At 57.5% G+C, this 24,804-nt stretch carries 21 protein-coding genes and 2 pseudogenes; 7 read left to right on the top strand and 16 right to left on the bottom strand.

Annotated elements, in window-relative coordinates:
* The first annotated feature begins 3 nt into the window (after positions 1-3).
* Both AAYR33_08665 and AAYR33_08660 read left to right on the top strand, forming a co-directional pair.
* Positions 4-1,019: pseudogene (locus AAYR33_08665) on the top strand (ammonium transporter).
* A 33-nt stretch (positions 1,020-1,052) separates the two neighbouring features.
* Complete coding sequence (locus AAYR33_08660; GenBank protein XAO71064.1) at positions 1,053-1,418, top strand: hypothetical protein; 366 nt, start codon at positions 1,053-1,055, stop codon at positions 1,416-1,418.
* A 249-nt stretch (positions 1,419-1,667) separates the two neighbouring features.
* Here AAYR33_08660 and AAYR33_08655 read toward each other — a convergent pair whose 3' ends face one another.
* Together AAYR33_08655 and AAYR33_08650 are read right to left on the bottom strand one after the other, a co-directional pair.
* The gene (locus AAYR33_08655) at positions 1,668-2,627 is read right to left on the bottom strand and encodes a retroviral-like aspartic protease family protein (protein ID XAO71063.1); all 960 of its coding nucleotides are present in this window, start codon (positions 2,625-2,627) and stop codon (positions 1,668-1,670) included.
* Positions 2,624-3,568: a tyrosine recombinase XerC gene (locus AAYR33_08650; GenBank protein XAO71062.1), complete on the bottom strand. Its 945-nt coding sequence runs from the start codon at positions 3,566-3,568 to the stop codon at positions 2,624-2,626. The genes AAYR33_08655 and AAYR33_08650 overlap by 4 nt, the downstream gene beginning before the upstream one ends.
* 318 nt (positions 3,569-3,886) lie before the next feature.
* Here AAYR33_08650 and AAYR33_08645 point away from each other — a divergent pair, with 318 nt between their 5' ends.
* Entirely contained in the window at positions 3,887-6,142 is a 2,256-nt protein-coding gene (locus AAYR33_08645; GenBank protein ID XAO71061.1) for a primosomal protein N', read from the top strand.
* Positions 6,143-6,147: 5 nt separating this feature from the next.
* Here the strand turns inward: AAYR33_08645 and AAYR33_08640 are convergent, their stop codons facing one another.
* The 4 genes from AAYR33_08640 to ykgO form a co-directional block, all read right to left on the bottom strand.
* A complete protein-coding gene (locus AAYR33_08640) occupies positions 6,148-6,393 on the bottom strand; it encodes a hypothetical protein (GenBank protein ID XAO71060.1) in 246 nt (81 codons plus the stop codon).
* A 340-nt stretch (positions 6,394-6,733) separates the two neighbouring features.
* Complete coding sequence (locus tag AAYR33_08635) at positions 6,734-6,973, bottom strand: hypothetical protein (protein ID XAO71059.1); 240 nt, start codon at positions 6,971-6,973, stop codon at positions 6,734-6,736.
* Positions 6,974-7,045: 72 nt separating this feature from the next.
* Positions 7,046-7,399: a hypothetical protein gene (locus AAYR33_08630; GenBank protein XAO71058.1), complete on the bottom strand. Its 354-nt coding sequence runs from the start codon at positions 7,397-7,399 to the stop codon at positions 7,046-7,048.
* Between the two features lie 3 nt (positions 7,400-7,402).
* Positions 7,403-7,528 (bottom strand): type B 50S ribosomal protein L36, encoded by a 126-nt coding sequence (gene ykgO, locus AAYR33_08625; GenBank protein ID XAO71057.1) that lies wholly within the window; start codon positions 7,526-7,528, stop codon positions 7,403-7,405.
* A gap of 146 nt (positions 7,529-7,674) precedes the next feature.
* Here ykgO and AAYR33_08620 point away from each other — a divergent pair, with 146 nt between their 5' ends.
* Positions 7,675-8,097: a hypothetical protein gene (locus AAYR33_08620; protein ID XAO71056.1), complete on the top strand. Its 423-nt coding sequence runs from the start codon at positions 7,675-7,677 to the stop codon at positions 8,095-8,097.
* A gap of 144 nt (positions 8,098-8,241) precedes the next feature.
* Here AAYR33_08620 and AAYR33_08615 read toward each other — a convergent pair whose 3' ends face one another.
* A complete protein-coding gene (locus tag AAYR33_08615; protein XAO71055.1) occupies positions 8,242-9,306 on the bottom strand; it encodes a hypothetical protein in 1,065 nt (354 codons plus the stop codon).
* 83 nt (positions 9,307-9,389) lie between these two features.
* Positions 9,390-11,474, bottom strand: a complete 2,085-nt coding sequence (locus AAYR33_08610) for a S9 family peptidase (GenBank protein XAO71054.1) — start codon at positions 11,472-11,474, stop codon at positions 9,390-9,392.
* 222 nt (positions 11,475-11,696) lie between these two features.
* On the opposite strand from AAYR33_08610, the gene AAYR33_08605 reads away from it, so the two are divergent.
* The gene (locus tag AAYR33_08605; protein XAO71053.1) at positions 11,697-12,275 is read left to right on the top strand and encodes a DUF2501 domain-containing protein; all 579 of its coding nucleotides are present in this window, start codon (positions 11,697-11,699) and stop codon (positions 12,273-12,275) included.
* A gap of 50 nt (positions 12,276-12,325) precedes the next feature.
* On the opposite strand, the gene mdoH is transcribed toward AAYR33_08605, so the two are convergent.
* From mdoH to AAYR33_08565, 8 genes and pseudogenes are all read right to left on the bottom strand, one after another.
* Entirely contained in the window at positions 12,326-14,506 is a 2,181-nt protein-coding gene (gene mdoH, locus AAYR33_08600) for a glucans biosynthesis glucosyltransferase MdoH (GenBank protein ID XAO71052.1), read from the bottom strand.
* Positions 14,482-16,014 (bottom strand): glucan biosynthesis protein G, encoded by a 1,533-nt coding sequence (locus AAYR33_08595; GenBank protein XAO71051.1) that lies wholly within the window; start codon positions 16,012-16,014, stop codon positions 14,482-14,484. The genes mdoH and AAYR33_08595 overlap by 25 nt, the downstream gene beginning before the upstream one ends.
* A gap of 137 nt (positions 16,015-16,151) precedes the next feature.
* Positions 16,152-17,609, bottom strand: a pseudogene (locus tag AAYR33_08590) (mannitol dehydrogenase family protein).
* Between the two features lie 236 nt (positions 17,610-17,845).
* The gene (locus tag AAYR33_08585) at positions 17,846-18,544 is read right to left on the bottom strand and encodes a hypothetical protein (GenBank protein XAO71050.1); all 699 of its coding nucleotides are present in this window, start codon (positions 18,542-18,544) and stop codon (positions 17,846-17,848) included.
* 207 nt (positions 18,545-18,751) lie between these two features.
* Positions 18,752-19,360, bottom strand: a complete 609-nt coding sequence (locus AAYR33_08580; GenBank protein XAO72446.1) for a PDZ domain-containing protein — start codon at positions 19,358-19,360, stop codon at positions 18,752-18,754.
* A 44-nt stretch (positions 19,361-19,404) separates the two neighbouring features.
* Positions 19,405-19,905: a trypsin-like peptidase domain-containing protein gene (locus AAYR33_08575; GenBank protein ID XAO71049.1), complete on the bottom strand. Its 501-nt coding sequence runs from the start codon at positions 19,903-19,905 to the stop codon at positions 19,405-19,407.
* Between the two features lie 85 nt (positions 19,906-19,990).
* A complete protein-coding gene (locus tag AAYR33_08570; GenBank protein XAO71048.1) occupies positions 19,991-20,308 on the bottom strand; it encodes a hypothetical protein in 318 nt (105 codons plus the stop codon).
* Between the two features lie 14 nt (positions 20,309-20,322).
* Positions 20,323-21,504, bottom strand: coding sequence for an OpgC domain-containing protein (locus AAYR33_08565; protein ID XAO71047.1), 1,182 nt, complete (start codon positions 21,502-21,504; stop codon positions 20,323-20,325).
* A 208-nt stretch (positions 21,505-21,712) separates the two neighbouring features.
* On the opposite strand from AAYR33_08565, the gene AAYR33_08560 reads away from it, so the two are divergent.
* Together AAYR33_08560 and rho are read left to right on the top strand one after the other, a co-directional pair.
* On the top strand, positions 21,713-22,807 hold the full coding sequence (locus AAYR33_08560; protein XAO72445.1) for an Mrp/NBP35 family ATP-binding protein: 1,095 nt from the start codon (positions 21,713-21,715) through the stop codon (positions 22,805-22,807).
* A gap of 694 nt (positions 22,808-23,501) precedes the next feature.
* A complete protein-coding gene (gene rho / locus AAYR33_08555) occupies positions 23,502-24,803 on the top strand; it encodes a transcription termination factor Rho (GenBank protein XAO71046.1) in 1,302 nt (433 codons plus the stop codon).
* Position 24,804 lies beyond the last annotated feature (1 nt).

Here is a 24,804-nt window from a genome sequence, read left to right as displayed (position 1 = left end):
TTAATGGTTCTGCCGGGCCATCTCTTTGCGGCAGATGCGGCAGGTACGCCGCATATCGATACGGGTGACGCCGCCTGGATGCTGACGAGCACGGCGCTCGTCCTGCTCATGACCATTCCCGGTGTCAGCCTTTTTTATGCCGGGATGGTCCGCAAGAAAAACGTGCTGGCGACGGCGATCCAGTCTTTTACGATCTGCTGCATCGCGAGTGTCGTCTGGATGGTGCTGGGCTATAGTTTCGCCTTCGGCACCGGCACGCCCTATTTCGGAGATTTCTCGCGTGCGATGTTGCGCGGCATCGCGGATCACTTCACGCAAGGGCAGGATGCCGCTTTGGTGTTGGGGCGGCGGCGCAATCTCGGCCTTGATGATTTCTCACCCTATAATCTGACTTACGCGATCATCGGCGCGTCTCTGCTCTGGATCGGCTGGTTCGGCTTCAATGCCGGTTCCGCAGGTGGGGCGAATGGTCGCGCGGGGATGGCCATGCTGACAACCCAGGTTGCTTCCGCCGCCGGGGCGTTGGTATGGATGATCGTCGAGTGGTTCCATGCTAGAAAACCGACCGCTTTGGGCATTATTTCCGGGGCGGTTGCCGGACTGGTGGCCATCACCCCGGCGGCTGGCTTCGTCCTGCCGGGGGCGGCTCTGGTGATCGGGTTCGTGGCCGGGATCGCCTGCTTCTGGAGTGCCGCCATCCTTAAACCACGCCTGGGTTACGATGATAGTCTCGATGCTTTCGGGGTGCATGGAATGGGCGGCATTGTCGGTGCGCTCTTCTGACAGGTGTCTTCGCCTACGGGCCTCTATCGGCGACGGAGGCCAATCCTGCAGGGGTCACGGGCTCTCTGATGCAGTTGGGACGTCAGGCTGAGGCGTGCGGGGTGACGATCATCTGGTGCGTCGTGGTAACCTATCTCATCCTCAAACTGATCGATTTCACCATCGGGCTGCGTGTCTCTCAGGGTGCGGAACTTGAAGGACTGGATATGGTTCTACATGGAGAGCGGATCAACTGATCCGCATAGCCACGTCTCCGGAGGGATGGTTTGATGGATGGGAAAAATTTTTCAGGCGCTTTTCTGGCGGCTGCATTGATGGTCATGGGCATGTCGGGGACGGCGGCCCATGCCATGACGGCGAAGGAATGTTACAAATCCTTCCGCGCTGAACGAAAGGCGGGTGACCTCAAGGGCATGGAATATAAGGATTTCAAAGCGGCGCGTTGCAGTGACGCAACCCCCGCGGCGACATCATCTACCCCCGCTCAAGCAGCGATGCCGACCACGACGGCAAAGGCCCCCGCTGCGCAGACACCGGCACCCACCACGTCGACGCCGCCAATCGGCCCGACGACCAGCCGTCGCGGGGAGTGCCGTTTTCCCGTCGGCCGTGGCGTCGCAATATTCCAATCTTAAACCCGGCCACGCGCGTATGCAGACCTGCCTTGACCAATATAAAGCGAATAAAGCGAGCAACGGAAATGGCGGTTTGCGCTGGATCCAGAAGGGCGGCGGCTATTACTCGGAATGCAATAAACGCCTGAAGCAGCAATCTCCGGTAAGACTGTGCCCGGCAGGCTCGCCCGCTGGGGCAGGAAGCGCTTGAAAGAAACGCTGAGGCGGCCTTGATCGGGCCGCCTTTTCTTACCCTTCATTTGCGCACATCTATCGTATGAAGACGGAGGATGTCTGAAAAGACACCCAGACATCATGTCGGGAGATGAAATCGGCACCCAGCAGCATGTCGGCATCGTCATCAATATCCGACACTGTGATGACCGGTGCTTTCAACGTCAGGGCGGGTTGCTCCGCCGCTGTCGCATCGCTGGCAAATGACAGCGTATTGAAACGGTGCCAGTAATAGCGGCGCGCATTGAGATCGACACCGCTCGTGATACCGCCACGATCTTTTGCAAGCATCTGATTGCTGACACCCACATGATTGGCGAATCGTCGCGACAAGGTGATGGAACGCGCACCACTATCGATCAGCGCGTTACCCATGACGCCATCAAGGATGAACACGACATAAAGGCGCAGGCCCCGCCGATGTGCCTTAAGTTTGATCCAGCGCGACCCATTGGGGAACCCTGCCGACCCGAGAGGGGGGACAAGATCGCAACCACCGGCCACGGGCACATAATGCCAAAGGCGGAGACGGTGGTGAGGGGCATCGAATTCCACAGCGAGACCCTGCATCATATCCGCGCCAATGAGCCCGGAAAGCCCGTCAAGCGATTTGGGTAGATTAGGGAGAATGCCGAGTGGGAAAGACCACGCACCGAAATCAAGTTTGCCGAGGCGAAAGTCGGACGCAATGCGGTTGCGCACGATCTCGCTGCGCCCGTCCGGACCGTGAATGACGGTGCGGCGATGAGGATCGACCGGTAGATGCAAAGCATCGGCGGCTTTCGGGGTGATCAGACTCCCTTCAGAGCCGGTATCGATAATCATGTCCCGCTTCTGAGACCCGATTTCGATGGGGATATGCAGAAATAACGCATCATTGCTGAGGGGGAGTGAACTCAGCAATGTTACCGCGCAGCCTGTCCACGCATCAGCCCGAGGTATGGTCAGGGAGGTGACGAGGAGGGCCCAGATGATGGGCTTGAGAAGGCGCATCATGGCTTGTTCGCCCGGGGATGAGCGGACCAGACGCGCAGGAGATGCGCCTCATCCGTCTTCGTATAGGTCTGGGTTGTTGAGAGGCTGGCATGGCCCAGTAATTCCTGGATCGCCCTCAAATCCGCACCGCTTTCCATCATATGCGTGGCGAAAGAGTGCCGCAAAGCATGTGGCGTCGCAGAGGCCGGAAGCCCCTTGGCCTGACGCCAAAGGTGCATGGTGCGCCGAGCGGTCGCGGGGTCAAGCCGGCCCCCTTTCTGCCCGATAAAAAGCGGGGCGTCCGGTTCCGCCGCCGGGCGTTGCCGCCGCCACGCCGCCAGTCTTTCCTGCACAATCGGGATCAAGGGCACGAGGCGCTGCTTATTCCCTTTGCCCGTGATGCGCAGCGGCCCGCCAGGTGCCGCGTCGACATCACCGATGGAAAGGGCCAGGGCTTCCCCGATGCGCAGGCCGGCACCGTAAAGCAAGGTGTATAAAGCGATATCGCGTGCGACAAACGCGTTGGATGCGGTGAAGCTCGCAATTTCCTCAGCGGCTTCCCGCGCGACAGGGCGGGCCAGGGGACGCGGCAGGGGCTTGCGCGTCTTGGGTAATTTGAAGGCGGTCACTTGCGCGTTCTGGATATCATAGCGCAGGGACAGAAAGCGGTAAAATGCACGCAAGGCCGAGATATGTCGGCTCCGACTGCGCGCCGCACCGTCTGCAAGGCGCTGACTCAACTCAGCTTCACGCGTTTGATGGGCGAGGAGTGCACGCATATCGCTTGCGGCGAGATGGGCGAGATGCGTCTCGTTGATTTTCTCCCCGAGATGCGCTTCAAAAAAAGCAAGGGATGTGGCGACGTCCTGATGATAGGCACGGATCGTATGCGGGCTGGTGCGCTTCTCATTTTCCAGCCAGGCCAACCAGGCGCTGACGAGGGTTTCTGCACTGTGAGCCATGAAGTGACCTTGTTGAACAGCTTCTGAAAAATTGATCGTGACGCGCCGTCATCCTAGCTGAAATATCAGCGCGGCGTCCGTTTAAAATTTCAGTGCCGTGACAAGGCTCCCCGCGCCACGCTGGAAGAGGGCCGATAGGATGGTGGCAGGAAATTCTTCAAAATCCATCGGGGACGTGGCAGGATCATATGATGCTTCTGACCGCCGCCACTTGATAAATATGTCCATGCCGGAAGAGGGTATGCGACAGCTGGATAAGAGGCCGCAATCCATGCATCGCGTTTCGTCCGTCCCGTCCCCGATGCGAGAAAAAACCGCGTGACGCATGACGAGAACCTTGCGGATGCGGCGCACGCCCGGTCGCCCCTCCCGGCAGCGTCCTTCCGCGTCGATGTCCTTCTGCCACGGCGGCTGCAATCGGCTCTGACTTATACGACTCCCGATCCTGACCTGGTGCCAGGTGATTTCGTCGCTGTGCCATTGGGGAAGAGGGAGGAAATCGGTTGCGTGTGGGATAAAGCCGAGGTGGTTGCGGCGCACCTCCCCGCTGATCTCGCCTTTCCACCGCCGAAACCTGTTGACCCGAGCCGTTTGAGGCCGGTCTTTCGCCGTGTTGACGCGCCCGGCCTGCCGGAAACGCTGCGTTGCTTTGTTGATTGGGTGTCCGCCTATACACTCGCGCCCCAAGGCATGGTTCTCGCCATGGCAATGCGCGGATGGACGCCGGCGCCACCGAAAGCCGTCAGGCTCTGGCGTCTGGCATCGCCCAGTCACCCGCCGAAACTCACCGCTGCGCGGCAGAAAGTGCTGGATGCCGCCGCAGCGAAGCCGATGAGCATCAAGGACCTTGCCGAGAAAGCCGCCGTCAGCCCCGCCGTCATCTCGGCCTGCATAAAGCTCAATTTGTTGGAGGCCGCGCCCTCTGAACCCGCTTTCAGTGATGACGCGGATGATGTCCCCCAGCCTCCCACCCTTTCCGCATCTCAGGAGACGATCGCGCGGGCATTGCGGGATGCCGTCCAAAAGCAGCAATTTGAGGCCATCCTGCTGGAAGGGGTCACTGGCTCCGGCAAGACGGAGGTTTATCTTGAAGCCGTGCAGGAATGCCTTACGCTCAAGCGGCAATCCCTCGTTCTCCTGCCGGAAATCGCACTTTCCACGCAATGGATCTCACGTTTCACCCGACGCTTCGGCTTCGCACCGTTTGTCTGGCATTCCTCCATGGGGGATGGGCATCGCCGTCGCGTCTGGCAGCATGTGCGCAGCGGTGCGCCCTGCGTGGTTGTCGGGGCGCGCTCGGCACTTTTTCTTCCATTCACTGATCTCGGCGTGGTGATTGTCGATGAGGAGCATGAGCCGGCTCTCAAGCAGGAGGAAGGCGTGATTTATCATGGTCGGGACATGGCCGTGCTGCGCGCGCGACAGGCCGCAGTGCCCGTCATGCTTGTCTCCGCGACGCCGAGCCTTGAGACCCTCGCCAACGTGCAGGCAGGTCGATATCGCCACCTCGTCCTGCCGGATCGCCATGCTGGCGCTGCATTGCCGGACGTGCGCGCGCTGGATATGCGCCTTGCACCGCCATCACGCGGCCAGTTCCTCTCCCCCACGCTTCTCTCCGCCTGTCGTGAGACGTTGGCGCGTGGGGAGCAGGCCATGTTGTTTCTCAATCGACGCGGCTATGCGCCTCTCACTTTATGTCGGCAATGTAGTCACCGGATTGAATGTCCGAAATGCACGGCCTGGCTAGTGGAGCATCGCGCGCAACGCCGCATGGTGTGCCACCATTGTGAATATACGATGCCAATACCATCGCAGTGCCCGTCCTGCGCGGCGACGGAAAGCCTCGTGCCGGTCGGGCCCGGGATAGAGCGCGTGACGGAGGAAGTGCAGCGCGAATTGGCCGGGGTGCGCGTCCTTGTCATGTCCTCAGACAGTTTGGTCTCGGCGGAGGCGGCGCGCATCGCCGTGACGCAGATCGCGCAGCAGGAAGTTGACCTCATTATCGGGACGCAGCTCGTCGCGAAAGGGTGGCATTTCCCGCACCTCACCCTCGTGGGGGTAGTGGATGCGGATCTCGGACTTAATGGCGGGGACCTTCGCGCGGCGGAGCGTACGGTGCAGTTATTACAGCAGGTCGGCGGGCGCGCCGGGCGGGAGGCGCGACCGGGCACCGTGCTGTTACAGACTTACCTACCGAACCATCCTGCAATGAAGGCGCTTGTCTCGCAGAATTTCCATCATTTCATGGCGCAGGAGGCGGCGAATCGTAGCCCCGGTTTCTGGCCGCCTTTCGGACGTCTCGCCGCTCTCATCGTCAGTGCCGGGACGCCGGAATCCGCGGATGCTCTGGCACGCACCTTGTCGGATGCGGCCCCGAAAGGCGAGGGACTCGAAGTGCTCGGCCCCGCCCCCGCTCCATTGACAAAGTTGCGCGGAAGGCACCGTCGACGTCTCCTATTACGGACGCGTAAGGGGATCGCCGTGCAGCCTTTGCTGCGTCTATGGCTGCAAAAACTGCGCCTTAAAAGTGATCAGAAAATCGTGGTGGATATCGACCCGGTTTCGTTTTTCTGACGCGACTATGTTTTCTTACGGAAGGCCCGCGCGGCCAGCCCGACGACGGAGATCATTGTCAGCGTACTCTGGGCATGTCCCCGGAAACGTCGTGGGCCGACCGTGCTGAGAAAAGTGAGCGCACCGATCACCAGCTCGCCATTCATCTTGATCGGCAATAGCGCTTTATGTTGCCTGATGGCCGAGATCGCCTCTCGATTATCGCGTGACGCTGGCATTTTTGGTGGCGTCACCGTGCGGTGCCTGAACATGACTAAAATCCTTATCGCTCCATGCGATCGAAACTCGAAATATCTTGCCGGGTTTGCCTCACAAAGGTGGGAGATATAGCCCGAAAACGGCCCTGATGGTCCGTCAGGATAAAGGGCGGGTTTGCCGATCGGGAAAAATCACGGAGGTCGCCGGTCGCGACCCCAGCTTCAACCCGCCAAACCCGGAAAAAACCGCTTCCTGAAAGGCAAAACGCCATGATGATGCGCGAGGTGGAACAGGTGCGCGGGTATTTCGTCAGCAAAAATGGCGAGCGTGTTTATTTCATGTGATGCATTCATGAAGACGTTGCTTCATGCTGTCGCCAGCGTCTTTAGCTTGTCACAATGCGCGCGGGTGGGATGAAAATCCGTGGGCGTCGGTCAATGGTTCACCCTGTTTTGAGGCAGGGTCCAGTATTTCAGCTTTCTGATGTGCCTTGAGGGCGGCATGACGGTTCCCCCTTTGCGATTCAACCAAGGAAAGTAGACGCCATGAGACGGAGTCCTTCGGGTCAAGCTGCAAGGCCATGCCGAGATCGGCAATCGCCCCAGGTTCATCCCGACCCTGATGCCGAATCATCGCACGGAAACGCCATAAAACAGCCTGGTCAGGTTGTAGCGTGAGGGCACTGCTCAGATCATGCTCCGCTTCCTAGGGGCGGTTCTGTTTTTGAAGCGCCCGACCATGTCGCACAAGGATGTAAACAGCCGGGGTTAATTTTCCCAATCTGACGGCATGAAGCTGGGCCAGAAGCGTGCGGGCTTCACTTTCCGAACGTGACTGCTTCAAGACTTGTTCAAGTTTTTCAAGGGTGGCGGGGCCTTGTTTGCCGGTCTTCGGTGTCACATGCGAGTCGGATGCGCTTTTGCCCGGATTCTTTGCGGTAGCGGCGGTTTGGAAGGCGCATAAAGTGAGCGCAGCCAGAAAAACAAAACGAGCAAGCCTGGCCTGCCCATCCGTCGACGTCCTGTAGGAACAAGGTGCGGTCAGAAACTGACGCGCCAAGATTTAACCCTGGCGGGCTTTCATACGCGGGTTTTTCTTATTAATCACGTAAACGCGGCCACGGCGACGCACGACGCGGCAATCCTTGTCGCGGATTTTGGCGGATTTGAGACTGTTACGAATCTTCATTTGTTTCACTTCCCAGGGCATGCTTGACGAACGGGCGTGCGCCCGTGAAAGGCGCTCTCAGATAACGAGGTGACGCCGTGAAGTCAACTATATATGACGCGTCACGATCGGGATAAGAGGATCACCCTGTCACAAGCACACGGTGAGTGGTCATCACCGGTGAGACACGCTATCCTCTTTATATGAAGTTGCGTGTGCTCACCGCTCTGGCGGTATCGATTGGCGGATTGGCAATGCCTGCCAGCGCTGCGGATGACCCACCCTCAAAAGCGCTGACCGTCATTTTGTCGCCTATTCTCGATATCCTCAAGGTCAAACCGGACTCTGCCAGTGACGCTTGTATTGCGACGCTGAAGGAGCTCCGCCTGACACAGAAAGCGCTCAGCAGCGGCCGTTATGATGACAACCCGTCCGATTTTGCCATCGCCCATGACGTGCTGGAATCGGATTTCGAAAATGCGATCCAGATTTGTGGCGCCGACGCACAGCGCCTTTGTCGCGATGAGACCCCGATTAACAAAACGCTCGGCGCAATATGCGAAAATTTCGCGCGCCGCCACCCGGCGTAAGATATCACGTCGCGCCGCAACCTGACTTTTTACTCGGATGATGCTTTTGCCGTCCGGGAGGCGAAGCTCGCATCTTGAGAGCTGTGACCCGGGTCATAGGTGATGGCCTCAGTCAAGGGGTGCCAGCGATGAGCTGCCAGCACATCATCTGTTAAAAGTTTTTAGGCCTGCCGGTTCATTACCATTCGCGTGTACGAGGACGATACTGCCATCACGGATCGACTGTCCCTTGGCGAGCCAGGCATTCGCGCCTAGGGGGATGACGCCCAGTTCCCGCGTGCGGGTCACGACATAGGGGCCTGACACGAGACCCGGATAGCGGAAGAAGATGGAGGGCGTCTGATTATCCGCGATCAACAGCTTTTCAACTTCAAGGATCTCTGAATCCACATCCGTGCCGGGGATCAGAAGGAAGTTTCGTTCAAGTGGCGCGTCACGCAGATAGCGATGCAGATAGGCGTGATTAACCCAGGTGACATTGAGCTTCCCGGCGGCGATGGCTTTTTTGAGCCAGCTATATTTCTCCCCATGACGCACAATCCACAGGCCGCTGACATCGATGGTCATCGGTAGATGGTGCTTGGTCCCGAAGGCGATCAGCCTTTCATAAAAATCCTTATTGAAAGCATGTGATGAAGGACACATGTCGATCGTGAGATAAGCGACATGTGGCGCTGGATGGAATGCATGGGTCAGGCTCTGATTCTGGATTGGAAATGGCGGCGCCGTTGTCCGCGCAAGGGCCCGGGCATAATTGGACGTCCTGAGCACATCATCTTGATTTTTCGCGATTTCAAAATTGGAGGCGGGTTGTACCGAGGTTTTCAAAGTCTGCGGGTCAACCAGCAAGTAGCTTGAAACACCTGTTTTCTCGAAACGTCGGATGGCGACATATCGATGGTGATTTGTATCAATCACGACCTGTTTGATGGGTTTATAATCCGAAATTTCCCGTGTTTGGGCGCAGACTGTTGACGCCAGACTGACCCATAAGCCCAGCCCGAGGCAACGCATCGCGTTGCGCAGCGCCGTCATGGGGCGGGTCACGCGGGGAGATCGCTTTCGCAATAAAGCGGCCACCTCGCACATGCCGCGTCGAGATGCGTCCTGAATTCTGCCTTGCACATCATACGGCATCATCGCCTCCTCCTCCTGATTGTAGCGGGCCTGACGCGCCGCCCCTCTCCACGCGAGAAGGCGCGTCGCCATGCGTTAAAAACTGTCGAGATTTTTCAGAATATCGACACGACCATGGAGAAAGATGTGCGGCACCTTGTCAAGTTAACCCCGTTTCAGGAGGGCTTTCTGTCCGATAATGCCCATATGGCAAAGCTGTAGATCATCGCGATATCCTTCAGCCGACGATAGCGCCCTGAAGCGCCGCCATGTCCGGCCTCCATGTTGATTTTGCACAAAAAGGGGCCGCCTTGGGCGATCGCGCGCAGTTTTGCGATCCATTTCGCGGGCTCCCAATAAGTCACGCGGGGGTCGGTCAATCCGCCTGTGGCGAGGATGGGCGGATAAAGGCGTGGCGCGATATTATCGTAAGGCGAGTATCCGGCGATGCGGTCATAAGCTGCCTCATCGTCGAGGGGGTTACCCCATTCAGGCCATTCAGGGGGTGTAAGCGGCAAATGCGCGTCCGACATGGTGTTGAGCATATCGACAAACGGAACCTGCGCCGCAATGCCGCCAAACAGGTCCGGCGCCATATTGGTGACAGCACCCATCAACAGCCCGCCCGCTGAAGCACCCTGCGCTACAATGCGCCCCTGCCGGACGAAATTCTTATCAATGAGGTGTCGGGCACAGGTTATGAAATCGGTGAAGCTGTTGGTCTTCTTTTCGCCGCGCCCGTCCAGAAACCACGACCAGCCTTTCTCCGACCCGCCACGAACATGTGCGACAGCGTAAAACCAGCCGCGATCGGCGAGGCTTAAGGCTGAAATGGAGAATTCCGCATCCATCGGTATGCCGTAAGAGCCATATCCATAGAGCAGCAAAGGGGCCGTGCCATCCCGCGCTGTATTCTTGCGGGATAAGATTGTGATCGGAATGCGCGCGCCATCCACTGCTGTCGCGAAAAGTCTCTCGACACGATAATCCGCCGCCTGATGGCCGGATGGTACGTCGCGACGTTTGCGGAAGTTCTTCCGGCCGGACGCTACCTCATAATCAAACCATTCCGGCGGTGTTGTCGGAGAGGCGTAGACGTAGCGCAGAAGGCTTTTATCATATTCCAGAAAGCCGAGCGGCGTCAGGTCGAAAGCGGCTTCTTCCGGCTTGATGGCGGTGCTCTGCGCGCGTATGTCCCCGGCGGTGTCACGCGGGATAAAACGAATATCGACATTGCCATCGACGCGCTCCGCCCAGGCGAGGTGGGTGTTGCACGCGCTGACACTCATCACGAAATGCCCGGCCTTCATCGGCAGAAACGGTTTCCAGTCTTCCCACGCGGCCGCATCATCTGAAGCCTGCATGATTTTGAAATCGATGGCATCCTCATTTGTCACGATCATGAAGCGATCATGCCAGTGCGTCAGGTGATACCGGACTCCTGTCCGTGCCGGACGGAAGATGCGCGGCGTTTCAGTCGGGGTGCACGCGTCGATCAGACGGGTTTCGTTCGTGTCATGGTTACCCCGGCCCAGCATGATCCATTTGCGGGATAATGTTTCCTGCAAAGTGAGGAAATAGCCCGGATTGGTCTCCTCAAATATCAGCGTGTCGTCACCACCCGTGATGGGGCGACGAAAGACTTTGCGAGGCCGACCATGCTGATCCCGCCAGATCCAGAAGATCCATGCACTATCGGGTGAGACGACAAAGCGCCCTGTCGAATCGGTGATTTCCTGCCCGATGATTTCGCCGTTCGCCACATCTTTAAGGACGATGCGGTAAATTTCAGACCCTTGCGTGTCAACCGCGTAAATGAAATAGCGATGATCCGGCGAATGCGAAGTTTCCGACAGCGCGAAATAAGCATATTGACCCGCCTCACGATTAGCATCGAGAAGGATCTCCTCTCGACCGCTTTCGATGTGACGGCGAAAAAAAATCGAATATTCACTGCCTTCCCGAAATCGCGATGCATATTCCCATGCGCCGTCAGGCCAGGGGACGCTTTCTTCCGCGCCGGGCGTGCGACCCATCATTTCCTCAAAAAGCCGTTCTCGCTCCGGCGCCATATCGGCGAGGATGGCATCGGCGCAGGCGTTCTCGGCCATCAGATGCTTTGCAATGTCTTCACGGAGGATTTCCGGCTGTTGCAAGACTTCCTGCCAGTTTTCATCCTTCATCCAGGCGTAGGGATCTGTGCGGGACCGGCCGAGTTGTGTCGTCTCGACGGGGACGCTTCGAGGTGCCGGTGGCTGCATGGGTCTTTCTCCGACGAGTCATGAAAATATGTTGGCCAGACTAACATTTTTTCCCCTTTCGGTGAATGTCGCGTCGCCACCATTGATGGCCCGTCTCCCGCTGAATGATATTTTGTTTGACAATAAACCCGTCCATTGGGAAGGTGTTAGAATTTGGTAATGCGCTGCCTCCATTTCAAGGATGCGCATCATTGTTGAGTCGGGCAGACAAGGAGTTATAAAATGTTATTTCATCATTTCAGATTTTCGTGTGCCGCCGTATCTTGCGCGGCAATCGGCGCGCTTGTCGCGGCGAGTGGCGCCAATGCCCAGACGGTCGTGCAAGGTAACCCATCGGCCGTGCCGGGTATGCAGTCCAACGTTGTGCCTTCAGGCTCGGTGCCTGTCATGCGCCAACAGGGCGCTGCCGTGGTACCCGGCAAAATGCAGGCGGTGGGGGGCAAAAACCTCTCCAACACGGTTCTGACCGCCAAAAGCCCCGGCGTGCTCGGTAGTGACGGCTTGCCGGATATTACATCTGCCGGACCGGGCAACGTTGCCGGTCTGCTCGCTTATTGCGTGCAGAATAAAATCGGCTCTCGCGGCATGACGCGCGTTGTCGGACACTCACTTGCGAAACGCGGTGATGTGCAGAGTGACCAGTTTTACTCACTGGGTGGGCGGGGGCTGCTACAAACCGCGTCTGCGGAGACATTTGACGTTTCGACCCTCAGCAAGTCAAGCCGCGTCAAACTCTGCACGGATCTGGCCATCCGTGGGAAAGGGTTCGGCACAGATCGCGCCAAGGCGATGGCTAAGTAAGTTGCTTATATAAAATCGGGCCCGGCCGCTATCTGCCCCGGGTCAGATGATCAAATATTGCGCGTGCCCAGGGCAACAATGCGCAGGACACCTTCCTTCGACGTTAAAACAGCCAGTTTTTCCAACCGCGACAAAGTATAAAGTGCGGTGTCGATGTCCGGTGCCTCCTGAAGCTTCAGCATCCCGACCAGAAGATGCGGGTCAATCGGCTCACCGGCCTGACGAGGCGGCGGCAACATGTGCAAATGCGCGTTCAGCAGCGCGCTGTCCTGCGCTAGTGCATGGAAAGCTTCGGCAAAATATGAATTGCGGCTCTTCTCCATCCGCGTGCGTCGGTTTGCGTCATAAGTTTCGAGCAATAGCAGCACCTCGGGTGGTGCCGACTCTTCCGGGATTAATAAAAGGTGGAGCCGACGCAGAAAAAGCCCGATGGCCCGGCTGGATGTCGCTGCCGCCAGCGGTATGGCCAGAGCCAATCCAATCAGCACCGGCGTCATCCAGAGGAAAAGCGAATAAGAGACGGACCACGCCGCGACCGCCAGCAGAAAGCCGAAGAGAGAGTAAATCCAGTAACTCCGAATCACCTCGCGCATACTGACGCGCCCATCCTCTCTGTTTTGGGCGTTCCAGCCGGAATCTCGGGCATTAAGGATCGAGACAACGGCAGAGGTGTGGATCAGCATGGCGATGGGCGCGATCAGGCCACTAATGATCGTCTCAAACATGACGGAGACGGGCATAAGCAAGGCACCGCCACAACCTTTGAGAGTTGTGCCGTCCCGGTAAGTGGCCAGTAGCGCCATGAATTTCGGTGCGAGCAGGACGATCATGGTGCCGAAAAACACATACATGGCCTGTATCGGGTCAACTTGCGGCCAATGCGGGTAAAGCATCTTTGTATCGCCGAAATATTCAGGCCGGTAGAAATGCGATTGCAGCGAAATCAGAATGCCGAAAAGCAGAAATAGCAGCCATAAAGGCGCGGTGATGTAGGAGCCAATCCCGATCAGAAGATGCATTCGACTGACCCAATGTAGGCCCTTCGCGCGTAAAATCCTGCCATGTTGCAGATTGCCCTGGCACCAGCGACGGTCCCGGATGGCGACATCGGTCAGGGAAGGCGGGCTTTCCTCATAGGAGCCGAAAAGACCGGGCACCATATGAATGGCCCAGCCCCCACGCCGCATCAAGGCGGCTTCGATAAAATCATGACTCAGAATGCCGCCACCAAAGGGCTTACGGCCCGGAAGGTGCGGCAAACCAGCCTGCTCGGCAAAGGCTCGCGTGCGGATGACGGCGTTATGGCCCCAATAATTCCCCTCCGCTCCATGCCACCAGGCAATGCCATGCGCGATGAGCGGGCCGTAAACACGTCCCGCAAATTGCTGCATACGCGCAAAAAGCGTCCGCCCGCCGACGATGACGGGCAGGGTCTGGATGAGGGCGACATTCTCATGATGTTCCATCGCAGAGACGATGCGGGCGATGAGCCCCCCATCCATGACGGAATCCGCATCCAGCGTCAGCATTTGGGGATAGGCCGCGCCGTGTCGTTTGACCCAATCCTCCAAATTTCCCGATTTTCGGTCAATATTCTGCACGCGGCGGCGGTAAAAGATCCGGCCCTCCCCATGAACGTCCCTGACGAGGTCGAGATAGGCCTTTTCCTCCCGCACCCAAATATCAGGGTCTGTCGTGTCGGAGAGGATGAAGAAGTCGAAAGCGTCAATATGGCCTGTCCGCACAAGGCTTTCATGAATGGCGCGCAACCCTGTCAGGACGCGTTCCGGGCTCTCATTGTACGTGGGCATCAGGATTGCGGTGCGCGTCATCAACGTCGGGAAGGAGCCATCCCGCGTGATGCCCAACCCAAGCCCGCCAGCGCGCCAAAGTGACACGAACCCCGCGCAACTCGACGTGAAAGAAAAGGAAATCCACGCGCCGAGAACGACGAACAGCGCCAGCACAATAACGCCGAGCGCCGAAACACCGACGGAATTGAGCACGAGATTCATCTCGTAAGCGCCGAACAGCGTCAGGATGATCGCCCCGCCGATGACAAAAGCGCGACGCGCCCAGATATTTGCGGGCGAGGTGACGGGCGTGGCGCGTCGGCCGTGACGATCAGGCGCTGAGAAAAGACTCTGCCGCTTCATGTCCAGGGGCGCCGGGGGCGGCATGAATTCCCGGACAGGTGACTTGGAGGTTACGGCGTCCAACGATAAATCCATTTTTCCGAGACGGGACCCTGATCATTTGCGAGCTGGCATTGCAGCTCGGCAATTTTTGCATCTTTAGGGTAAAACTCAAACATTGTGCGCCAACCTTTAATGTTGGGATTTGACTCGACCACAACATTTTTGACGCTTCCCGCGGAAGTCTCCCAAATCAGGTGGAAACTGGCATTGTCCGGGAGGTTTTCAAAGGGCTTCCCCGTAAAGTCCACGACGATGTACCGCGCATCAGGGTGGTCCGTCACTTCACCGATGCGTGTGGCGCCGATGCGCGCCATATCGGTCGGCCATGGCGTGTCCCAACCCCAATACATGCGATAAGTGTAGCTATATTCATTTCCCAATTTCATCGGCTCAGCCGGGCGCCAGAAGGAAACGACATTATCATTGACCTCATTCGGTGTCGGGATCTCGACCAGGTCAACGGCACCCTCACCCCAGTTACCGACCGGCTCAATCCAAAGGGAGGGACGTTTTTCATAGAACAGGGCGAGATCTTCAAAATCACGAAAAGCCCGACGGCGCTGCATCAGCCCGAATCCCTGCGGGTTGACGTCATGAAAAGCTGAAAATTGCAGGTCGATCGGGTTGTTCAGGGGCCTGAAAAGCTGCTGTCGCTCGCCCGTCCACATCTGAAGCGCCTCACTATCATGCGCGCCCGGACGCCAGTCATCGACATGGTGCCGGTTATTACTGTCAAAATAGAACATGCCGGTCAGCGTCGCGATCCCGCCTTTGTTGATATTCTCCCGCGGGAAAAAACTCGTCTGAACGTCAAAGACGGTCGTATCGCCCGGTTTGATCGTGAAGTGGAAGGCGCCCACGACGGAGGGGCTGTCCATCAACGCATGGATGACGACGCTTTTGACACCAGGTTGCGGCTTTTCAAGCCAGAATTCCCGGAAGAGCGCGAATTCCTCCCCCTTCGGGTCACCGGTACCATTGGCGAAACCACGTGCGGAAAGGCCGTAATTCTGCCCTTTGGCCACAGCCCGGAAATAGGATGCGCCGAGAAATACCGCGCATTCCTCCTTCATATCATCCTTATTGAGCGGGCACCGAAGGCGCAGGCCGGAAAATCCGAGATCATCCGTCACGCGCAATTGCTGGTCCTGATATTTGAACATGTCAGGGTCATAGGCGATGGGGTGCGTCTCACCGTCAATCACCTCATTCATGAGGATCTTCGGACGGTAGAGGAACCCACGCGGGAAAAATTCCACATCGAAATAGAGATCATCCTCCGCCCAAAGGGCGCGCTCTGATCTGAACTCAATGCCTCGAAACTGGTCGAAATTGAGGTTATTGATCTGTGTCGGCAGGGTCTGGGCCGGCGCGGCATAGGCGGAACGCGCAAGTTTGCGCGCCTTTTCCCGCACGGTATTGGCGTCGAAACGGGTCGTGGCAGCCGGATCTTTTGCGAAAGCTTTTTTCAGTCCGGTCAGGTTCAGTACGGATGCGCCTGCACCTAATTTCAGGATGTCGCGTCTAAACACGATTTTCATCTCCCTTGCTCGTATCGCTTTCGCGCTACTTATTCGCGTTGTGACACCGCCCCTGTCGGCGCGCACCGCCCCGTGATCCATGGATGCGCGCATGGCGCAAGCCTGCCTGGCTGGCAGACTCTCATAATATGTCGGCTTTACAGCAAAGATAGTGCGGTACGGAAACCCTTTTTGCGCAGGACTTCACGATAAAACACGAGTTTATCGAAAAAGATCTGGTCACCCACATCGCGCCACCCGTCAAATGCACTCAGTTCAAACACGTCGGAGAAAATGTTACTGCGAATGCGTGCCCAGTCACCTTCCGTCAGGCTCGGCTCAAAGAGTTGGTAGCTCTTCCCGTTTTCACCCTTGCCTTTCAGCGCTTCCAACCAGCTTGCAGCGCCGAAAGCGAGGATATCGACCGGCAGATTCTTCCGCAGGCGACGGCGCATTGTTTCCGTCCAGAACGCCTGGATCTTCGACGCGCCATCTCCGCCGACACGCACAGTCTGATCACCCATCGCGCTGTTCGAGAAACGCTCCAGCGCCGTCTCCTTATAAGCCTCCGGATCGACATTGGCGGGTGCCTCAATGTCGGTCAGCACATACTCATTGAGGAAACGTGTCACCACATCGCGCAGCGCGTCATCGGCGAGGGCTTCATCAATCGTCTCATATCCGCTGAGGAGCCCCATAAAGGCCAGAAAAATGTGCGATGCATTGAGGATGCGGAGTTTCAGATTTTCATGGGGGTGACGTCGTCAACCAATTGTGCGCCAACCGCCTCGAAACGGGGGCGACCCGTCGCGAATCGGTCCTCCACCACCCATTGGGTGAAGCTCTCCGCGATCAACGGCATGTCATCTTCAAGGTCACTCGCTTTATTAAGGCGCTGCTTGGTAGCATCATCCATGCTGGGCGTGATGCGGTCCACCATCGCATTGGGCAAAGTCACATGCTCAGCAATCCAGCGGGCGAGGCCGGCATCCCGCGTTTCGGCAAAACTGAGAATGGCCTTTCGGGTGACATCATCATTATGACGCAGATTGTCACATGAGAGCACGGTAACACCCTTTCCGCCCGTGTCCCGGCGGCGGGCCAGCCCCTCAACAACATAGCCGAAAAAGCTTTTAGGATGATGCGGGTCCGCGAGGTCCTGCCTGATCGCGGGCGCATCAAGTCGGAAGAGCCCGGTCATCTCATCGATATTATAGCCACCCTCCGTGATGGTCATGGATATGATACGTGTTGAAGGTGCCGCGAGGGCGGCTAGCACTTCATCTGGCTTTTCCGGCGCGTGCAGATAGGCGCGCACATGGCGCCGATGATGCGACAGGTTCCGTGCCGTCCGGGGCGGCTTCTGTCAGGGTATAAAGGCCGCTTTGCGCGTTGAATCCATGCGCTTTGCTGGCGCCGGAGGTCAGGCCGACACCGATAATGCCCCAGTCATGTGCGCCGGTTTTACCCATAACGTCATCGATATAGACGGCCAGATGAGCACGGAAAAAATTGCCAACACCAAAATGCACGATGCCCGGTGTGACGTCGGACGGATCATAAGCAGGCCCTGCAACGTTTTAAGGGAGGTGGCGCAATGTCTCGCGACTGATCATCATGGCCCCTGACATCAAATGTTTTTTTCGTGCAACTTCAAATCGCAGGTCTGCGTGCGTCGCGTCATGCCATCCATGCGGTACGTCTGCCGAAATTATTTCAAACCCCCCGACAAATGCCCCGCCAGAGCGGCAGCGCACAAAAAAGCGCTATCCGGCTGAAAGGCATACCGGAAGTGTAACCTGATTCTGAGGACGATCAACCTCGCGGCCTTTCCGGCCCACAGCGTTTCGTTTCAGCGTTGCATCAAATGGCGGAGATCGTCAGCCGTTTTATCGCTGGAACTCATGAGGACATCGGCCGCCTGACGCAGATCTTCCCGCAGGAAGGAAAAAACGAAATGCATTTCCGGCAGGGCATCCGGGCCGAGGAGCGGCAGATGGCTGAGAACTTCATTGCGTCGGGGTCGCTCGAGCATTTCGCCGCCTTTCCCCGCTGAAAGCAATTCGCACCGCCGCGCCAAAGCGCGATAAGCGTGGCTCAAGCCATGACGCAGCTCGCCGCGCATGTCATTCATCCCGCTGCGCCTCTTACCGATATTGATGGCGCGCGCCACCAACATGGTATCGCTCCGCATTCGGCGCATCAAAGCAGGCAGGACGCTCAATATGGGGTGGCGGCGCTCCAGCATGTCCAGATTTTCACGGTTGGCCTCCTCCAGACACTCATTCAGCACGAGTTGAAGCTTGGCTGCCTGATCATTCATCGCTTCAAGCCCTGCCCAATCCTGACGATGGGTCAAAGCGGCCTGGAGGAGCGCATCAAGGGCGCGGAACATGCGGGAGGCTGTGGTGAAGGCACGTCGACGGGCGCTGGCATGTAGCACGAGGAAAGAGACAATAATCGAGACCACGACGCCCAGAAAGATGGAGGCCAGTCCCTGTGTCAGCGGCCAGTAAGGGTTGCCATGTGAGGGCATGAGGTAGCTGATCATCAGCGTCACACCCGCAAAGCGCAGGCTGGGCCTTACGGAGGCGATAAAAGCGATCGGCGTGAGGGAGGCGGCGAAGACCAGCCAGTAATGCCCATAAAATAGCCGAAGCGTGACCGCAGCCGTCCCGAATAAAGCACCGATGATGGCGCCGACAATCTGGTCCCGCGCCGTTGTGATCGTCTGGCTGATGGTGGATTGCGCTTAGATTCACGGGAGAGCCTGATGCAATGCAAGCGCCACCCAACTGATGCCGTCTTTCGATTGTATCAGGATGAGGATGATGTTTTTCTTCTGGTCCCGCAGGCGGTCAATCTCATGGGCGAAAGCAGCGGGGGAGTCGATCTCGACTTTCTGCACCTGAAGGATGAAATCGCCAACCGCAATGCCACGTTTTGCTGCCGTGCTGTGCGGCGCGACGGATATCACCATGATGCCGCGCTGCGAATCGGGAATGTCGTGGGACTTCCTCAGATCTTCATCCAACGCCATGATGCCCAGCCCCAGATCGGCCAACGTGATGTTTTTCGGTTTGGCCTCCCACGTGCCGGCGGGCGGCATATCCGGCTTTTCGGGCGATTTGCCGATCGTCACGGTCGCTTCATGGGACTGACCATCCCGCTTATAGTCCAACTTCACACGGCCGCCAGGCTGACGCGCCGCGATGAGGCGGGCGAGTGTCCCGATATTGACGGTCTGACCGTCAATCTCTGTCACAACGTCACCGGTTTTCAGACCCGCTGCGGCCGACGGGCCGCCTTTTTTGATCTCCGCGATCAAGCCGCCTTCCTGTAATTTGAGGTTGAGAGATTTCGCGATTTCAGGCGTGACATCCTGAAGCTGAGCGCCGAGCCACCCGCGCGTTACATGACCATCCTTGATGAGTTGCTGCAGGACCGGGGCAGCACATCATTGGCCGGGATGGCAAAACCGAGGCCGATTGACCCGCCGCCCGTGCTGAAGATCGCGGTATTAATCCCGATAACCTCTCCTGCCATATTAAAGAGGGGACCGCCGGAATTCCCACGATTGATGGCAGCATCCGTCTGGAGATAATCATTATAAAGGCCGTGATGAATATCGCGACTGCGGGAGGATATGATGCCGCTTGTGACGGTTCCGGATAATCCGAAAGGATTGCCGATCGCCACGACCTTGTCGCCCGTGTGGGCGGTATCACTATTACCAAAAGTGACGGCGGGCAGTTTGCCGTCCGGCTTGACGCGCAGAACGGCGAGGTCCGTCCGGTGATCACGTCCGATAATATGCGCGAGGAGGATCGTGCCATCCTGAAGTGTGACGGAAATCTTGTCCGCATTATGGATGACATGCTCATTTGTCACGATAATGCCGTCAGAAGACATGATGAAGCCTGAACCCTGGGCCTACATCTCCCGCGCGCGGGGGGCGTCCGGCGCGGTTTTCTGCTTCATATAATCGTGGAAATACTCATCCAACGGTGAGCCGGGAGCAAATTTTCGGGATTTGCGGGCCTTGATCCGGGCCGCTATCCGGACCTCCCTCATCCGGTGAGGTTTCCGATGTGTCCCCCGGATGGATGGATGCGGAGGCAGAGACATTCATGACCTGGGGCAGGAGGCGGTCTGCGAGGGTGGCGAGACTGCCATTCTCGGGGTCACCTGGCTGTTCGGGCGCTGGTTTTTCAGGCGCCTCGGCGGAAGCCGGTTGGGCCGTCATCAGAGTCAGGCAGGACAGGAGCGAGATCGTGATGCCGTATTGCGCTTTCATGCGGGGAGGGTAACGCAAAATCTCATTCCATGTCAGTCATCTTGACGCGCTGACGCGTTATCACGGCCGGAAATCTCGGCACGGCTTTTCCCCTCCATCAAGGCTGCCTCATATTTATGATGATCAAGCCAGACAGCCAATCCATATACGCAGAGGGACCCGACGAGGTTCGACGCAAGCTGGAGCGGCCAGTGCGTGCCGAATGTTGCCATGCCGAGGCGGATGATCAGATCAAGCACTGTGCCAAGGAAGAAAACCTCCAGAGAGTGCCGTCCCATCACGGCGAGGATCTGCCCCAGGGAGGAAGATGCAAATCGTGTGCACCAGTTGGAACTCTGCACCAGAATGAAAATCGCGAGAACATCCATGATTCGCAGGGGCCCCAGGCTTGATTTATCGGCAAGGGCCCGGAGGTGAAACAGCCGGAGATCCGGCAAATGATAGAGTTTATAGGGGAAGCACTCAATGATCCCGATAATGAGCACCGCGATGCAAAGACCGCGGAAGCGCCCCGAAACGGTTAGATTGCCGCCCCGTCGGTGCACCATGACGGCGAGCAGCACACCGATGGCGAAAATGAATTGCCAGGCGAACGGGTCAAAATACCATCCATCGGAATCAATGACGTTGGGGAGGTTGATCGCAGGGTCCAGATTGACAAGCGCCCAGAGGGCGAAGCTTCCTGCCAGCAAAAGATAGGGAGACCGCCGCAACAGCCAGAACATCATCGGGAAACTGAGCAGGAACAATATATAGATGGGCAGAATATTGACCATGTCAGGCAGGGCCTGGAGGGTCACGACGGCCAGAAGCCAATCAAATCCGTGGCTGAGTTCCGGCTCCAGAAAATCGATCGGCACATCCCACTCAAGGCGCCAGAGACGGGTCAGGGCGATATAGAAAAACAGCAGGATGAGTTGGAAGAGATAAAGCCGCAAGCAGCGCGTCACGATACGATGAATGGCGACTCGCCACCCCCCGGCGGGAGGTGGGCGCATAGTCAGCCGCCCGTAAGCGAGGTAGGAGGCGTAACCTGCCAGCAGGACAAAAATATCCGCCGCATCGGCAAAGCCGAAATTGCGCATGGTCAGGCAGTTCAGCCAGTCGGAATAAACGTGGTCTGTCAACATCATCAACAGGGCAAGGCCACGAAGCGCATCGACGCGATAGTCGCGGCGTTTGCGTTTATCAATCCGATTGGCGTCGGAACTCATTTGCACCCTTGTCTCATCGTGGCTTAAAGAGAAGGCGCGCGTCCATGGTTTAAACCGCGCGGCGCGCAACCTGGCGAAATCTTGATTTTCTGACCCAGGGCGGTATAGCGGGCAACCATGCTGTTGAAAAGTGATGCAAGCCATGACGTCAGATAAATCCTCTTTCACTCAGGAAATTCTCCCGCAGGTGAGATCGGTCATCGATGAGATGTGCCAGGCGCTTGGGGTTGGTGAGCTCTTGCAATTATCCGCCATTGCGTCGGCACGCCTCGATGATGGCCATGTTTTTGTCACCTGGCAGACAGCGCGTGAGGCCGCGCCATGCATCGGCGCCATCGTGCAACGTATCGAAGCCGCGCTTGAGAAGGCTCTGGGCGTGACGAAGGCCACGATCATCCTGACGACGCACCGTCCGGAAGGTGCTGCGCAGGGCGGGCGGGCGCCGCGTCAGGGCGGTGGACACCGGCCTTTCGCCCTGGCGGACGGTTCTGCGAAAAATCAGGATGATGAGGAAGGCGCGGCCGTCATTGCGCGTCTTGGCGCGGTCATCGCGGTGGCTTCTGGCAAGGGTGGGGTCGGTAAATCAACGACCGCCATCAATATCGCCGTCGGTCTCGCGCAGAAAGGTTTGCGGGTAGGGATGCTTGATGCCGATATTTACGGCCCTTCCCTGCCTCGCATGTTGGGCCATCGGGGCAGGCCGGAAATTCGTGACGGCAAAATTATCCCGATCGATGCCTGGGGGGTTAAGGCGATCTCGATCGGCTTTATGGTGGATGAGGAACAGGCCGTGATCTGGCGAGGGCCGATGGTCATGGGCGCGATCAATCAGTTCATCAATGATGTTGCGTGGCCCGATCTGGATGTAACGGTGATTGACATGCCGCCGGGGACGGGGGATGCGCAATTATCGATCGCGCAGAAACTGCCATTGGCAGGCGCTGTCATCGTTTCGACGCCGCAGGACATCGCTTTGCTCGATGCGCGCAGAGGCGTCACGATGTTTCAGAAACTCCGCGTGCCGATCCTCGGCCTTGTGGAGAATATGTCTTATTTCTGTTGCCCGCATTGTCATCATCGCACCGAGCTTTTCAGTCACGGTGGCGCGCGCGAGGCAGCGGCGGAAAGTCACCTTCCTTTCCTCGGGGAAATACCGCTCCTCGGGGAGATCCGCCAGAGTGGTGACGCGGGTGAACCGATCATCATGGCCGCGCCGGACGGGGAAGCGGCTTTGCGTTATAAAGAAGTGGCGGAGGCTGTTCTGCAACAGATCAACGCGCATTCAAGCCGTGACGGTGTCTGACGCGCAGTTCGATTTCTGACATGCCGCAATGGTGTCGGCGGGTGCGAAATCCCGCCTCACCGATGTGGTGCTTCGCCTTGATCGAGCTGCGCGGAAATAGGGGTGCGCTGAAAAATATCAGGCCCAGCGCATCAGGAGCAGATGAGGCGACGTCGGGAGGCGCTTGGGTCTGACGCCGGTGAAAAGAACCATCCCATCAGGTAAAAATGCCGCCATCGACGCTAATGCTGACCCCTCACGCATGTGATGATTCGTTGAGGGCGCCGAAATTCAGCAAAAAGCTGCGGATCAAGGTAAAGCAAACACCATTATATCGCGCACATTCGCGTCGATACAAGCCGATGCAGCCTGTCGCACGTGATTATGGTTTAACGCCGCAACATCTTCCCGCGATGTTTGGACTTAAGTCCCGAGTGGGTGTCGTCAGATCACGCTTGGGAAAGTTACGTCAGACACATTTCTTACCACTGTCGAATGGTTGACAAATCATGCCAAGTAGGTTACGTGAATTTGGTAGCCGCCGGTCGATCGGCCGCGCGGTCCCCTTTGACATAATCCCCGATAACGCGTGCCTTAATCTCTGTGCAAAGCAGATGTCATCCGGGCCGCCGATTATCACCGTCAATTGGCCATTCCGATCATGGCGCGACCCGCTGCTATGCTCCGTCTTCCATCAGCCCATTAAGGCGCATCCATGCATCTTGCTGAACTTAAAAAGAAATCACCAGCCGACCTTTTAGCCGATGCTGAAGAACTTCAGATCGAGAACGCCTCGTCCATGCGAAAGCAGGACATTATCTTCGCCATTCTGAAGACTCTGGCGGATAATGATCAGGCAATTTTTGGTGAAGGGACGCTCGAAATTCTTCCCGACGGTTTCGGGTTTCTGCGATCTCCCGAGGCAAATTACCTCCCGGGCCCTGATGATATCTATATCTCCCCCGCCCAGGTGCGACGTTACGGTCTGCGCGGCGGGGACACGGTTGAGGGTCAGATTCGCGCACCACGAGATGGTGAGCGTTATTTCTCGCTCATCAAGGTCAATGCGATCAATTTTGAAAGTCCTGACTCCGTCCGTCAGCGGATCAACTTCGATAATCTGACGCCGCTTTTCCCGACCCAGCCCCTTAAAATGGAGTCTGAGCATGTCGGTGCGATAGAAACTAACGGCAACGGAAATGGCAAGGGCAAGAAGGACCAGCGCGACTTTACCTCGCGTGTGATTGACCTTGTCTCACCGATCGGTAAAGGCCAGCGCGCGCTTATCGTCGCGCCGCCTCGCACGGGTAAGACAGTGATGCTGCAAAGCATCGCGGCGTCCATCTCCGCCAATCATCCGGAAGTGTTCCTCATCGTTCTTCTGATCGATGAGCGTCCAGAGGAAGTGACGGATATGGCCCGCTCCGTGCGGGGTGAAGTTGTTTCCTCCACTTTTGATGAGCCCGCGACGCGACACGTGCAGGTTACGGAAATGGTGCTTGAGAAAGCCAAGCGCCTTGTTGAACATAAGCGCGACGTTGTCATTCTGCTCGATTCCATCACCCGTTTGGCGCGTGCCTACAATACGGTCGTGCCCTCATCGGGTAAGGTGCTGACAGGTGGTGTCGACGCCAACGCCCTTCAGCGGCCCAAACGTTTCTTCGGCGCCGCCCGTAATGTTGAGGAAGGCGGGTCCCTGACCATCATCGCGACCGCTTTGATCGATACGGGAAGCCGCATGGATGAGGTCATTTTTGAGGAATTCAAGGGCACGGGTAACTCCGAGCTTATCCTTGATCGCAAACTGGCCGATAAGCGCACCTTCCCGGCGATTGACATCACCAAGTCAGGCACACGTAAGGAAGAGCTGCTTGTGGATCGCTCTGCATTGTCGAAAATGTGGGTGCTGCGGCGTGTCCTCGCCCCGATGGGCACAATGGACGCTATGGAATTCCTGCTCGACAAACTCAAATATAGTAAAAATAATGGTGACTTCTTTGAGGCGATGAATAACTGAT

The organism is Acetobacteraceae bacterium, from assembly GCA_039613835.1.
Classification (GTDB): Bacteria; Pseudomonadota; Alphaproteobacteria; order Acetobacterales; family Acetobacteraceae; genus Sorlinia.
This window is presented reverse-complemented; position numbering and strand designations above follow the sequence as displayed.